Genomic DNA, 13173 nt, shown 5'->3' with positions numbered 1-13173 from the left:
CCTCGAGTACGCCGACCGGCTTTCCGCGAACCCGGCTTCAGCCCCACGCCGCTGCCTGCCATCTTCCGCGCCTGACGGAACTCACCGGAACCCGTCCGTTTGCGATCGCATCCAAGGCGCATCGCTGACACGGATGGGGGATCATGTTCCGACTTTCGAAGCTCCTGCCGGTGGCCGTGGCCGCCCTCGTCGCGCTCGGGCTCGCGCCCGTCGCGCGGGCCCAGGAAGCCGGCTACGCCCCGACCATGCTGATCCTCGACGGCTCCGGCTCGATGAAGCAGGCCGACCCGGCGAGCGGCACGAAGATGGACGCCGCGAAAACGGCCCTCAAGCGGTTCATCGGGTCGGCACCGGCGGAGGCCGAGGTCGGCCTCACCGTCTACGGCACCCGCACCGGCTCCGCGGACGCGGAGAAGTCCGCGGGCTGCCAGGACGTCCAGGTCCTGCAACCACCGCGGACCATCGACAAACCCGCCCTCACCGCGGCCGTCGACGGCATCCGGCCCAGCGGCTACACCCCGATCGGCACCGCGCTGCGCACGGCCGCCGACGCGCTTCCCGGGGCCGGCCCGCGCGCGGTCGTGCTCGTCTCCGACGGTGAGGACACCTGCGCGCCGCCCGACCCGTGCGAGGTCGCCGCGGAACTGACGCGGCAGGGCACCCGGATCGTCGTCCACACGGTCGGCTTCGACGTCGACGAGAAGTCCCGGCAGCAGCTCACCTGCATCGCCCAGGTCACCGGCGGCACCTACAGCGACGCGCCCGACGGCAAGACCCTCGAGCGCATCCTGCCGCGCGTCACCTCGACCGCCCTGCGCACCTACGAACCCGCCGGCACCCCGATCACCGGCACCGCGAGCTGGAACACCGCCCCCGTCGCCGGCAACGGGCAGCACCTCGACACCATCGGCCAGCGGGAAACCCGTTACTACGCCGTCGACGTCCCGCAGGGCGCCACCGCCTACTTCAGCGGCACGATGTCGTTCCCGCGGCTGCCGGACGTCGACCGGCTCGACGACATCAACTCCCTGCAGCTGCGCGTGTACGGCGCGAACGGCGAGGACTGCCACGTCTTCCAGTCCGAGCAGGCCACGATGTCCAGCGACGGCGTCGCCCTGACCATCGCGAAGGCGTGGGACGGCGCGACCGAGCCGAAGACGGGCCGCAGCAGCTCCGGCAACTGCCGCGGCGCCGGCCGGTACTACTTCGCCCTGACCTGGAGCCGCGTGTCGGCCGAGGTGCCCGAGCGGCTGCCGGTCGAGCTGCTCGTCGGCGTCGAGCCCGAGGTCACCGACGGCGGTCCGCGGGCGGTGCTGCCCACGACCGCCCTCGCCGAACCGGCCGGTGAAGGCACACCGGTCGTCGGTGGCGGCTCGTTCAACGTCGCCGCGCCGCTGGCGGGCAGCGGCCGCTACACCGACACGCTGCAGCGCGGCGAGTACGTCTTCTACCGCGTCAAGCTGGGCTGGGGGCAAGGCCTGGCGTACCAGGTCCACTTCGGACAGGCGGGCGGCACCGGCGTCGACAACGTGTCCAACATCGCCACGACCGCCTACAACCCGTACCGCGCCGAGATCGCCTCCGACACCACGGTCTTCACCGGCTCCGGCGGCACGCTGCCGACGAACGGGCCGATCGCGACGGCCCCGGTGCGCTACCACAACCGTGACGCCGACAACTCGAAGGTTCGCACCCAGGCCGTCGCGGGCTGGTACTACATCGCGGTCAAGCTGGGCGCGACCTTCGACGCGGGCGAGGACGTGCCGGTGCCGGTCACGCTCGACCTCACGGTCGCCGGCACGCCCGAACCCGGTCCCGCCTACACCTCCCCGGCCGGCGGCGTCTTCGGCGGCGACAAGCCCACCGAGACCGCCGAAGCGGTGCCTGCCGAGGCCGCCGCGGCGGAGAGCCCGGTCTGGCCCTACTGGGCGGCGGGCGCCGGCGTCGTCGTGCTGGCCGCGATCATCGTGCCGGCCGTACGCGGCCGCCGCGTCTGAGAGACGAAACGGCCCCCTCGCCGTCGAGCGAGGGGACCGTTTCGCGTGCGGAAACCTCAGACGCGCTTGAACAGCAGCGCCCGCTTGACCTCCTGGATCGCCTTCGTCACCTGGATGCCACGCGGGCACGCGTCGGTGCAGTTGAAGGTCGTCCGGCAGCGCCAGACGCCCTCGGCGTCGTTCAGGATGTCCAGCCGCTCCTCGGAACCCTCGTCGCGGCTGTCGAAGATGAACCGGTGCGCGTTGACGATCGCCGCCGGGCCGAAGTACGACCCGTCGTTCCAGTACACCGGGCACGACGAGGTGCACGCCGCGCACAGGATGCACTTCGTGGTGTCGTCGAACCGCTCGCGGTCGGCCGCCGACTGGATCCGCTCGCGCGTGGGCTCGTTGCCGTAGGTGATCAGGTACGGCTTGACCGCCCGGTACGCCTCGAAGAACGGCTCCATGTCGACGTAGAGGTCCTTCAGCGTCGGCAGGCCCTTGATCGGGGCCACGGTGACCGTGGTCTCCTTGCCGTCCTTCGCCAGCAGGTCCTTGACCAGCACCTTGCAGGCCAGCCGGTTGATGCCGTTGATCTGCATCGCGTCCGAGCCGCAGATGCCGTGGGCGCACGACCGGCGGAACGACAGCGTGCCGTCCACGTAGTTCTTGATGTTGAACAGCAGGTTCAGCACCCGGTCGGTCGGCAGCGCCGGGACGTCGTAGGACTCCCAGTGCGGCGCGTCGTCGACCTCGGGGTTGTACCGCTGGATCTTCACCGTGATGGTGACCGAGCCCTCCGGCGCGGGAATCCCGTTGACGGTGTTCTGTTCGGCTACCGCGGTCATCAGTACTTCCGCTCCATCGGCTCGTACCGGGTGAAGGTCACCGGCTTGTAGTCCAGCCGGATGTCGGCCGTGAACCCGCTGATGCCCAGCGGGGCATCCGGGTCGGGCTTGTCCGGCAGCATCTTGTACGACATCGAGTGCCGCATGAAGTTGACGTCGTCCCGGTTCGGGTAGTCCTCGCGGGCGTGACCGCCGCGCGACTCCTTGCGCGCCAGAGCGGCGTTGACCAGCGCCTCGGCCAGGTCGAGCAGGAAGCCCAGCTCGATCGCCTCCAGCAGGTCGGTGTTGTACCGCTTGCCCTTGTCCTGGATCGAGATCCGGCCGTAGCGCTCCTTGAGCCGCTGGACGTCGGTCAGCGCGGTCTTCAGCGTGTCCTCGGTGCGGTACACGGCCGCGTTGGTGTCCATCGTCTGCTGCAGCTCGGTGCGGATGTCGGCCACCCGCTCCCCGCCGTGGGCGGTGCGCAGGTGGTCGACCATGCCCTCGACCATCTTGGCCGGGTTCTCCGGCAGCTCGACGAAGTCGTGCCCGTTCGCGTACTCCGCGGCGGCGATGCCGGCGCGGCGGCCGAACACGTTGATGTCCAGCAGCGAGTTGGTGCCCAGGCGGTTCGCGCCGTGCACGGACACGCACGCGACCTCACCGGCGGCGTACGCGCCGGGCAGGACCGTGTCGTTGTCGAGCAGGGCCTCGCCGTGGACGTTCGTCGGGATGCCACCCATCGCGTAGTGCGCGGTCGGGTACACCGGCACCGGCTCCTTCACCGGGTCCACGCCCAGGTAGGTGCGGGCGAACTCGGTGATGTCCGGCAGCTTCGTCTCCAGGACCTCGGCACCGAGGTGCGTGCAGTCCAGGAGCACGTAGTCCTTGTGCGGGCCGGCCCCGCGGCCCTCCAGCACCTCGAGCACCATCGACCGGGCGACGATGTCGCGCGGCGCGAGGTCCTTGATGGTGGGGGCGTAGCGCTCCATGAACCGCTCACCCGAGGCGTTGCGCAGGATCGCCCCCTCGCCGCGGGCACCCTCGGTGAGCAGGATGCCCAGGCCGGCCAGGCCGGTCGGGTGGAACTGGTAGAACTCGATGTCCTCCAGCGGCAGGCCCTTGCGGTAGTAGATGCCCATGCCGTCACCGGTGAGGGTGTGCGCGTTCGACGTGGTCTTGAAGACCTTGCCGAAGCCGCCGGTGGCGAACACGACCGCCTTGGCGTGGAAGACGTGAAGCTCGCCGGTGGCCAGTTCGTAGGCGACGGCGCCCGTGGCGACGGGCCCGTTCTCGGTCTCGGTCGTGATCATGTCGAGCACGTAGAACTCGTTGAAGAACTCGATCCCGTGCTTGACGCAGTTCTGGTACAGCGTCTGGAGGATCATGTGCCCGGTGCGGTCGGCCGCGTAGCAGGCCCGGCGCACCGCGGCCTTGCCGTGGTCACGGGTGTGACCGCCGAACCGGCGCTGGTCGATCTTGCCTTCCGGCGTCCGGTTGAACGGCAGGCCCATCTTCTCCAGGTCGAGTACGGCGTCGATGGCCTCCTTGGCCATGATCTCCGCCGCGTCCTGGTCGGTCAGGTAGTCGCCGCCCTTGACCGTGTCGAAGGTGTGCCACTCCCAGTTGTCCTCCTCGACGTTGGCCAGCGCGGCACACATGCCGCCCTGCGCCGCGCCGGTGTGGGAGCGGGTGGGGTAGAGCTTGGTGAGGACCGCGGTGCGGGCGCGCTGGCCCGACTCGATGGCGGCGCGCATACCGGCGCCACCGGCGCCCACGATCACCACGTCGTACTTGTGGAACTGCATGTCCGCTTCTTCCTCGGGTGGTGGTGGGTCAGCTGCCGGCCATGTTCGGGTCGAAGGTGAAGATCACCAGGGTGCCGACGAACAGGATGATGACCATCGCGACGTAGAGCACGATCTTCAGCCAGAAGCGCGTGCTGTCCTTGCGGGCGTAGTCGTCGATGATCGTGCGGAGGCCGTTGCCACCGTGGATCTGGGCCAGCCACAGCATCGCCAGGTCCCAGAACTGCCAGAACGGCGAGGACCAGCGGCCGGCGACGAAGCCCCAGTTGATGCGGTGCACGCCGCCGTCGAGGATGTTCATGATGAACAGGTGGCCGAGCACCAGGACGACCAGCGCGAGGCCGGAGATCCGCATGAACAGCCAGCTGTAGAGCTCGAAGTTGCTCCGCCGGGCGGCGGGGCGCCGCGGCGAGCGCGGCTTGTCGAGTGCGAGGGTCTCGGTAGCCATCTCTCGCTCAGCCTCCGAACATTTCCGACGCCGTGCGCCACAGCATCGCGATCGCACCGGGGATCATCACGACCACCCAGATGACGGCGATCGTCCACAGCATGTGCTTCTGGTACTTGGTGCCCTTCGACCAGAAGTCGACCAGCATGACCCGGATGCCGTTGAGCGCGTGGAACAGCACGGCGCCGACCAGGCCGACCTCCATGAGGTTGACCAGCGGGGTCTTGTAGGTCTCGATGACCTCGTTGTAGGTGTCGGGCGACACCCGCACCAGCGCGGTGTCGAGGACGTGGACGAACAGGAAGAAGAAGGTGAGCACGCCCGTGATCCGGTGCAGGACCCAGGACCACATGCCGGGGTCGCCCCGGTAGAAGGTCCCGCTCCGGCGTGAGGCACCCGCCCGATCGCTCGCCTCCGCCGCCGTCTGGTCGGCGGCGGTGCTCGCCGTGGTGGACATCGGTGTACGGCCTCCAACGTCGTGGTTGGACTGTGCCCGGCTGACCTGCGAATCCACCGGGCCGCGGGGAGCGTCCACCTGGGACTTCGCAGGCGCCCCGGCGGGGTGTTCAAGGCCATCGAGCTTGGATAAAGGGGATGCTAGACCCGGTCGCCATACCGCACTCAACCTGTGGTTGGTGTGTGTGATCGACCAGACACAGGCCGCGTGTCCTGCGTCTCAGAGTGTTGCGGCCGGTCACGGCGCCCCGCGACGTGGTGTGAATCTCGCTCACCCGGTGGGGAGGGGGTGACTCCATGTGATTGAACTGTCGCCGTGCCGGACAGCAAGCAAACGTTTAGGTTACGTGCTGTGGCTCTGGCATGGCCATTTGCTCACAGGCGGGTACCGTTCGCCCGTCGAGCCCGGCACCTGAGCCGGGTCGGTTCTCGGGTCCGCTGGAACACAGCGGGGAGGGAGAGACAGGGTGCGTAAGACGCGTGCCACCACGCTGGCCGCCACCGCGATGGCGGCGGCACTCGCGCTGACAGGGTGTGCCAAGGACTCCGGCAACAGTGGGAGCAGCAACAACAACAACGCCGCGGCCGGGTCCTGCGTCACGGCCCAGGCACCCGCGGCGACCGCCGCGTCGACCAGTTCGAGCGCCGCCGGCGCCAAGGTCGACGCCAGCGCGCTGCGGGTCGGTCTCGCGTTCGACATCGGGGGCCGGGGCGACGCGTCGTTCAACGACGCCGCGGCCGCGGGCGTGGACAAGGCCAAGAGCGAGCTCGGCGTCAAGGACGTCCGGGAGAGCACCGCGTCGCCGACCGAGGACGAGGCCGCCAAGGAGCAGCGCCTGACCCAGCTGGCCACCGACGGGTACAACCCGATCGTGGCCGTCGGGTTCGCCTACGCCAGCGCCGTGCAGGCGGTCGCGCCGAAGTTCCCGAACACCAAGTTCGCGATCGTCGACGACGACTCGGTGACCGCGCCGAACGTCACCCCGCTGGTCTTCTCCGAGGAGCAGGGCTCCTTCCTGGTGGGTGTCGCCGCGGTCTACAAGAGCAAGAACTGCCACGTCGGGTTCGTCGGCGGCGTGAACACCCCGCTGATCCAGAAGTTCGAGGCCGGCTTCGTCGCGGGCGCGAAGGCCGCGTCGAACAAGGTGCAGATCACCAGCGACTACCTGACCCCGGCCGGTGACAACACCGGGTTCCAGGACCCGGCCAAGGGCAACATCAAGGCCGCGGCCGAGTTCTCCGCCGGCGCCGACGTGGTCTACCAGGCCGCCGGCGCCTCCGGCAAGGGCGTCTTCCAGGCCGCGAGCGCGGCCAAGGGCCTGGCGATCGGCGTCGACTCCGACCAGTACAACCAGGCGACCGTGGCCGAGTACAAGGACGTCATCATGACCTCCATGCTCAAGCGGGTCGACGTGGCCGTGTTCGACTACATCCAGGCGCTGGCCGGCAACACGCTGAGCTCGCTGCCGAAGCGGTTCGACCTGTCGGTCGACGGTGTCGGCTACTCCACCTCCGGTGGCCGGGTCGACGACATCAAGCCGCAGCTCGAGGGCTACCGGCAGGCGATCATCTCGGGCAGCATCAAGGTCCCGACCACGCCGCAGAAGTAACGATCCATCGCCGCGTCCGGGGCTCGGGAAGGTGATCCCTTCCCGGGCCCCGTACGCCGTTTCCGGGGGTCTCATGACGAACTCACCACCGGCCGTCGAGCTGCGCGGCATCACCAAGCGCTTTCCCGGCGTGGTCGCCAACTCCGACGTCAACCTCACCGTGGCGTCCGGCGAGGTCCACGCCATCTGCGGCGAGAACGGGGCCGGCAAGTCCACCCTGATGAAGATCCTCTACGGCATGCAGCCGCCGGACGAGGGCACGATCGCGATCAACGGCGAGCAGATCCGGTTGCGCAACCCGCAGGACGCGATCCGCGCGGGCATCGGCATGGTGCACCAGCACTTCATGCTCGCCGACAACCTCACCGTGCGGGAGAACGTCCTGCTCGGTGCCGAGAACCTCAACGGCATCGGCCGCGCCGCGCGCGCGAAGCTGGCCGAGCTGGAGAAGCAGGTCGGGCTGTCCGCGCCGCTGGACGCGCTGGTCGAGACGCTCGGTGTCGCCGACCGGCAGCGCGTGGAGATCATGAAGGTGCTCTACCGCGGCGCCCGGATCGTCATCCTCGACGAACCCACCGCCGTGCTGGTGCCGCAGGAGGTCGAGGCGCTGTTCGAGACGGTGCGCGGCATGCAGGCCCAGGGCTTCACCTTCATCTTCATCTCGCACAAGCTCGACGAGGTCCGCGCGATCGCCGACACCGTCACCGTGATCCGGCGCGGCACCACGGTCGGCACGGCCGACCCGAAGAAGATCTCCTCGCGTGAGCTCGCCGAGATGATGGTCGGGTCCGAGCTGCCCAGCCCGGAGACGCGCGAATCGACCGTGACCGACCGGGACGTGCTGCGGGTCAAGGACCTGCGGCTGGTCGCCGAGGGGACGAATGACACCGCGCGGGCCGTCCTTTCGGACATCACCTTCACCGTGCACGCGGGCGAGGTGCTGGGCATCGCCGGTGTCGAGGGCAACGGCCAGACCGAACTGGTCGAGACGATCATGGGCATGCGCAAGGCCAGTGGCGGCACGATCGAGCTGGTCGAGGCCGGCGGCGAGGCGCGGGACCTGACCGGCCTGGGCACGCTGGCCCGCCGTGAGGCCGGCATCGGCTACGTGCCGGAGGACCGCACCCGGCACGGCCTGTTGCTGACCCAGCCGCTGTGGGCCAACCGGATCCTGGGCTACCAGACCCGGCGGCCGGTTTCGAAGGGCCAGCTGCTGGACATCGCCGGTGCCCGCAAGGACACCGAGCGGATCGTCGCCGACTACGACGTCCGCACGCCCGGCATCGAGGTGCCGGCGGCGGCGCTGTCCGGCGGGAACCAGCAGAAGCTGGTGGTCGGCCGCGAGCTGTCCGGTGACCCGGTGCTGCTGATCGCCTCGCACCCGACGCGCGGTGTGGACGTCGGCGCGCAGGCGCTGATCTGGGAGCAGATCCGCCAGGCCCGCCGCAACGGCCTCGCCGTGCTGCTGATCTCCGCCGACCTCGACGAACTGATCGGCCTGTCCGACACCATCCGCGTCATGCTGCGCGGACGACTGGTGAGCGAAGCCGACCCCGCCACCGTCACCCCGACGGAACTGGGTTCGGCCATGACCGGAGCGGAGGAAGCCGCGTGACCTCCTGGCGCACCAAGGTGCTGCCACCCCTGCTGGCGATCGTGTTCTCGGTGCTGATCTGCTCGATCGCGCTGCTGATCTCCGGATCCGATCCGCTGCAGGCCTACGGCACCATGATCGGTCAGCTGTTCAAGGGCACCACCGCCGTGGACACGGTGAACCTGGCGGTCGTCTACTACCTGTCCGGGCTCGCGGTGGCCATCGGCTTCCAGATGAACCTGTTCAACATCGGTGTCGAGGGCCAGTACCGGTTCGCGGCCGTGGTCGCCGCGATCATCGGCGGGGCCGTCGTGCTGCCGCCGGTCATCCACGTCGTGTTCATCATCCTGGTCGCGCTGCTGGCCGGGGCGCTGTACGCGGCGGTGCCGGCGATCCTCAAGGTGACCCGCGGCGTCAGCGAGGTCATCTCGACGATCATGCTCAACGCGATCGTCGGCGGCATCGTGGCGTTCCTGATCAACCCCGACCAGTTCGGGGTGCTGACCGGGAACAACCTCAAGACCGAGGAGATCGCGCCGTCCGGCCGGGTGCCGAACATCCCGATCGGCGACGCGAAGCTGTTCGGGTTCGTGATCATCGCCGCGGTCATCGGCTTCGCCTACTGGTTCATGCTCAACCGCACCCGGTTCGGGTTCGAGCTACGGGCCAGTGGTGAGTCGACCACGGCGGCGGCCGCGGGCGGGGTGAACGCGAAGAAGATGACGCTGATCGCGATGCTGCTCTCCGGCGCGGTGGCCGGGCTGGTCGCGATCCCGGAGCTCGTCGGCCGCGACTACACCTACGCCATCACCTCGACGCAGGGCTACGGCTTCACCGGCATCGCGGTCGCGCTGCTGGGCCGCAACCACCCCGGCGGGATCGCGCTCGGCGCGCTGCTGTGGGCGTTCCTGGACAAGTCGGCGGTGTCGCTGGAGCAGGTCGACGTGCCGAAGGAGATCGCGACCATCATGCAGGGCGCGATCGTGCTGTCGGTCGTCGTGGCGTACGAGATCGTGAAGCGGGCCGACCTGGCCGCCGCGCAGCGCCGCGTCGGCCGCGCGTTGTCGGGCGGCCGCCCGGCTCCGGTGAGCGAAGGGGGTGCGGTATGAGTCTCGCGACCGAGACCGAGGCGCCGATGACGGTTCCGCCCACCCCGCGCAAGCGCCGGATCCCCGGCTGGGCGCGCGGCATCATCTGGGCGGTCGGGATCGTCGCGGTGCTCTCCGCCGCGTCGTACTTCACCGGGGTCAACACCCTGACCTCGACCAACACCGCGCAGACCGCGCTCCGGCTGGCGCTGCCGATCCTCCTGTGCGCCCTCGGCGGGCTGTGGTCCGAGCGCGGCGGCGTGGTGAACATCGGTCTCGAGGGCATGATGATCCTCGGCACCTGGGGTGCGGCGTGGGGCGCCTACTACGGCGGCCCGTGGGCGGGCCTGGGCGCGGCGATCCTGTTCGGCGCGCTCGGTGGCCTGCTGCACGCGATCGCGACGGTGACGTTCAACGTCAACCACATCGTCTCCGGTGTGGCGATCAACCTGCTCGGGCTGGGCGTCGCGAAGTACCTGGCGACGCTGATCTTCGAGCCGCTGTCCGGCAACCCGCGGCAGTCGCCCACGGTGCCGACGTTCGACACCTACTCGGCGACGTTCCTGTCGAACTGGCTCACCCGCCTCGAGGACCAGCAGCGCGTGTTCATCTCGGACGCGGCGGGCCTGATCAACGGGCTGGTGACCGGGGTGGCGCCGTTGACCATGATCGCGATCCTGCTGGTGCCCGTGAGCTACCTGGTGCTGTGGCGGACGCGGCTCGGGCTGCGGCTGCGGTCGTGCGGCGAGAACCCGGTGGCGGCCGAGTCGCTGGGCATCAACGTGTACGCGCACAAGTACCTCGGCGTGCTGATCTCCGGCGGACTGGCCGGCATGGGCGGCGCGTCGCTGGTGCTGCTCCAGGGCGGCGGCGGTTACCTGGAGAACCAGACCAACGGCCGCGGCTACATCGGCCTGGCCGCGATGATCTTCGGCAACTGGCGGCCGGGCGGGCTGCTCGGTGGTGCGGCGCTGTTCGGGTACGCGGACGGTCTGCAGCTCTCCGGCGGCGGCAAGGCGGTGCTCGCGCTGTTGTACGGCGTGGTGCTGCTGCTGGTCGTGATCGTGGTGGTGCAGCTGATCCGGCGGCAGTGGATCGCGGCGGCGCTCGGTGTCGCCGGCGCCGGGATCCTGTACTGGATCTACTGGTCCAACGACACGCTGCCCAGCGAGCTGACCCCGTACACCGCGCACGTCGTGACGTTGATCGTGCTGGCGGTGGCCTCGCAGCGACTCAGGCCGCCCAAGGCCGGCGGTGCCCGGTACCGGCGTGGTGAGGGGGACTAGTGAGCGAGATCGACTGGGAGGCGCTGCGCGCTCGAGCGGTGCTGGCGGCGAAGAGCGCGTACGCGCCCTACTCGGGTCTGCACGTCGGCGTCGCCGGGCTGGTGGACGACGGCCGGGTGGTCGTCGGGTGCAACGTGGAAAACGCTTCCTACGGCCTCGGGTTGTGCGCGGAGTGCACGATGGCCGGGCAGCTGCGGCTGTCCGGTGGCGGGCGTCTGGTGGCGGTGGCGTGCCGGTCGGGCGACGGTGACCTGCTGATGCCGTGCGGCCGGTGCCGTCAGATCCTGTTCGAGCTGGGCGGTGGGTCGTGTCTGGTGGACACGCCGTCCGGGGTCCTGCCGATGACCTCGGTGCTGCCCGACGCCTTCGGTCCCGCGGACCTGCCGTGACAGCGTTCGCGGCGGTCGACGTCATCCGGGCGAAGCGTGACGGCGCCGCGTTGAGCGACGAGCAGATCCGTTGGGTCGTCGACGCCTACACGCGGGGCGACGTGGCCGAGGAGCAGATGGCCGCGCTGGCGATGGCGGTGTTCCTGCGCGGGATGGACGCGCGGGAGACGGCGACCTGGACCGGCGCGATGATCGACTCCGGTTCGCGGTTGTCACTGGACGTCGATCGTCCGACGGTGGACAAGCACTCGACCGGTGGGGTCGGCGACAAGATCACCTTGCCGCTGGCCCCGCTGGTGGCCGCGTGCGGGGCGGCGGTGCCCCAGCTGTCCGGTCGCGGGCTGGGCCACACGGGCGGCACGCTGGACAAGCTCGAGTCGATCCCGGGTTGGCGGGCCGCGTTGTCCGTGGACGAAATCGTGCGGCAGCTGAACGACGTGGGCGCGGTGGTCTGCGCGGCCACGGAGGGGCTGGCGCCGGCGGACCGGAAGCTGTACGCGTTGCGGGACGTGACGGGCACAGTCGAGTCGATCCCGTTGATCGCGAGCTCGATCATGAGCAAGAAGATCGCGGAGGGTTCGGCCGGGTTGGTCCTGGACGTGAAGACGGGGTCCGGGGCGTTCATGAAGAGCGTCGAGGAGGCGTCGGAGCTGGCCCGGACGCTGGTCGAGATCGGCACGGCGCACGGTGTGGCGACGACGGCCTTGTTGACGGACATGAACACGCCGCTGGGCGCGGCGGTCGGCAACGCGGTGGAGGTCGCGGAGGCGGTCGAGGTCCTGCAGGGTGGTGGGCCGGCCGACGTCGTGGAGCTGACGGTGGCGTTGGCGCGGGAGATGCTGGCCCTGGCCGGGCTCCCGGTGGATCCGGCGGAGGTGCTGGCGTCCGGCGAGGCGTACGAGACGTGGTGCCGGATGATCGCGGCGCAGGGTGGTGACCCGTCCGCGCCCCTGCCCAGGCCCGCGCACGTGAGCGTGGTGGAAGCGCCTTCGGACGGGTATCTGTCCGTTGTGGACGCCTACGCCGTCGGGGTGGCGGCGTGGCGGTTGGGGGCGGGCCGGGCGCGCAAGGAAGACCCGGTGCAGCACGCCGCCGGGGTCCTCTGCCTGGCGAAGCCGGGGGAGCGGGTCGCCAAGGGGCAGCCGCTGCTGGAGCTGCACACCAACACGCCCGACGCGGTCCCGGCGGCTCGCGAGGCCCTCACCGACGCGATCGGCATCGCCGATTCCCCACCGGAGAAGCGGGACCTGATCCTGGACCGCATCACCTGAGCGGCGCGAAGCGCCCTGCTCCAAAACGGAGCTGGGTGGTCATCCCGTCGCCTGAGGCCGTCAGATCACTGTGAGCCAGGCCCGCACCCTGCGCCGGGTCCGGCGGCCGAAGAACCAAAGCGTGCGGGCCTGGCTCACAGTGATAGGCCTCAATGCAGGCGACGGGATGACCACCCAGCGACCCACTGCATGAGGTGACCCGGCCTGCATCCCCGGTCATCCCGGAGCCTGCCCGTCCGGCGAGGACATCTTTTGATCTTTAAAGCCGCGCTTGCGCGCTGAAAAGAAGGCGCCTACGGCGCTGGGTGGTCGCCTTGGGTGCCGACCTCCCCCGCCCCCTCCGGTTGGAGGGTTTCGGTCGCCGAGCAGGCGTGTCAAGGCGGGAAAGAGTACCTTGACACGCCTGATCGGCGACCA

The 13173-nt window shown here is 69.8% G+C and carries 11 protein-coding genes; 7 read left to right on the top strand and 4 right to left on the bottom strand.

From position 1 onward, the window contains the following. Positions 1-143 precede the first annotated feature (143 nt). Positions 144-1997: a vWA domain-containing protein gene (locus tag FB470_RS07060; protein ID WP_306989708.1), complete on the top strand. Its 1854-nt coding sequence runs from the start codon at positions 144-146 to the stop codon at positions 1995-1997. Between the two features lie 56 nt (positions 1998-2053). On the opposite strand, the gene FB470_RS07055 is transcribed toward FB470_RS07060, so the two are convergent. Genes FB470_RS07055 through sdhC form a run of 4 tightly spaced genes read right to left on the bottom strand, consistent with a single transcriptional unit; the run spans position 2054 to position 5519 of the window. Beyond that, on the bottom strand, positions 2054-2827 hold the full coding sequence (locus FB470_RS07055; RefSeq protein ID WP_306989707.1) for a succinate dehydrogenase iron-sulfur subunit: 774 nt from the start codon (positions 2825-2827) through the stop codon (positions 2054-2056). Continuing rightward, the gene (gene sdhA, locus FB470_RS07050; protein ID WP_306989706.1) at positions 2827-4614 is read right to left on the bottom strand and encodes a succinate dehydrogenase flavoprotein subunit; all 1788 of its coding nucleotides are present in this window, start codon (positions 4612-4614) and stop codon (positions 2827-2829) included. The genes FB470_RS07055 and sdhA overlap by 1 nt, the downstream gene beginning before the upstream one ends. A gap of 28 nt (positions 4615-4642) precedes the next feature. Further along, positions 4643-5062 carry a succinate dehydrogenase hydrophobic membrane anchor subunit gene (locus FB470_RS07045; protein WP_306989705.1) on the bottom strand — a complete coding sequence of 140 codons (420 nt, stop codon included), beginning with the start codon at positions 5060-5062 and terminating at the stop codon, positions 4643-4645. Positions 5063-5069: 7 nt separating this feature from the next. Beyond that, entirely contained in the window at positions 5070-5519 is a 450-nt protein-coding gene (gene sdhC / locus FB470_RS07040) for a succinate dehydrogenase, cytochrome b556 subunit (RefSeq protein ID WP_306989704.1), read from the bottom strand. A 505-nt stretch (positions 5520-6024) separates the two neighbouring features. On the opposite strand from sdhC, the gene FB470_RS07035 reads away from it, so the two are divergent. From FB470_RS07035 to FB470_RS07010, 6 genes are all read left to right on the top strand, one after another. Beyond that, positions 6025-7128 carry a BMP family lipoprotein gene (locus FB470_RS07035; RefSeq protein WP_306999106.1) on the top strand — a complete coding sequence of 368 codons (1104 nt, stop codon included), beginning with the start codon at positions 6025-6027 and terminating at the stop codon, positions 7126-7128. Positions 7129-7201: 73 nt separating this feature from the next. Then, a complete protein-coding gene (locus tag FB470_RS07030) occupies positions 7202-8743 on the top strand; it encodes an ABC transporter ATP-binding protein (protein ID WP_306989703.1) in 1542 nt (513 codons plus the stop codon). Beyond that, a complete protein-coding gene (locus tag FB470_RS07025) occupies positions 8740-9831 on the top strand; it encodes an ABC transporter permease (RefSeq protein ID WP_306989701.1) in 1092 nt (363 codons plus the stop codon). Before FB470_RS07030 ends, FB470_RS07025 begins: the two co-directional genes overlap by 4 nt. Beyond that, entirely contained in the window at positions 9828-11096 is a 1269-nt protein-coding gene (locus FB470_RS07020) for an ABC transporter permease (protein ID WP_306989699.1), read from the top strand. The genes FB470_RS07025 and FB470_RS07020 overlap by 4 nt, the downstream gene beginning before the upstream one ends. Beyond that, the gene (locus tag FB470_RS07015; RefSeq protein WP_306989697.1) at positions 11096-11485 is read left to right on the top strand and encodes a cytidine deaminase; all 390 of its coding nucleotides are present in this window, start codon (positions 11096-11098) and stop codon (positions 11483-11485) included. The genes FB470_RS07020 and FB470_RS07015 overlap by 1 nt, the downstream gene beginning before the upstream one ends. Next, on the top strand, positions 11482-12756 hold the full coding sequence (locus FB470_RS07010) for a thymidine phosphorylase (RefSeq protein WP_306989695.1): 1275 nt from the start codon (positions 11482-11484) through the stop codon (positions 12754-12756). Before FB470_RS07015 ends, FB470_RS07010 begins: the two co-directional genes overlap by 4 nt. The last annotated feature ends 417 nt before the right edge of the window (positions 12757-13173 follow it).

The sequence above is a fragment of the Amycolatopsis thermophila genome (genome assembly GCF_030814215.1).
Taxonomy (GTDB): domain Bacteria; phylum Actinomycetota; class Actinomycetes; order Mycobacteriales; family Pseudonocardiaceae; genus Amycolatopsis_E; species Amycolatopsis_E thermophila.
This window is presented reverse-complemented; position numbering and strand designations above follow the sequence as displayed.

Coding starts and splice junctions, on each gene's coding strand:
- FB470_RS07045 (WP_306989705.1), bottom strand. CDS start 5,062: ATGGCTACCGAGACCCTCGCACTCGACAAGCCGCGCTCGCCGCGGCGC.
- FB470_RS07030 (WP_306989703.1), top strand. CDS start 7,202: ATGACGAACTCACCACCGGCCGTCGAGCTGCGCGGCATCACCAAGCGC.
- FB470_RS07035 (WP_306999106.1), top strand. CDS start 6,025: ATGGCGGCGGCACTCGCGCTGACAGGGTGTGCCAAGGACTCCGGCAAC.
- FB470_RS07060 (WP_306989708.1), top strand. CDS start 144: ATGTTCCGACTTTCGAAGCTCCTGCCGGTGGCCGTGGCCGCCCTCGTC.
- FB470_RS07020 (WP_306989699.1), top strand. CDS start 9,828: ATGAGTCTCGCGACCGAGACCGAGGCGCCGATGACGGTTCCGCCCACC.
- FB470_RS07055 (WP_306989707.1), bottom strand. CDS start 2,827: ATGACCGCGGTAGCCGAACAGAACACCGTCAACGGGATTCCCGCGCCG.
- sdhA (WP_306989706.1), bottom strand. CDS start 4,614: ATGCAGTTCCACAAGTACGACGTGGTGATCGTGGGCGCCGGTGGCGCC.
- sdhC (WP_306989704.1), bottom strand. CDS start 5,519: ATGTCCACCACGGCGAGCACCGCCGCCGACCAGACGGCGGCGGAGGCG.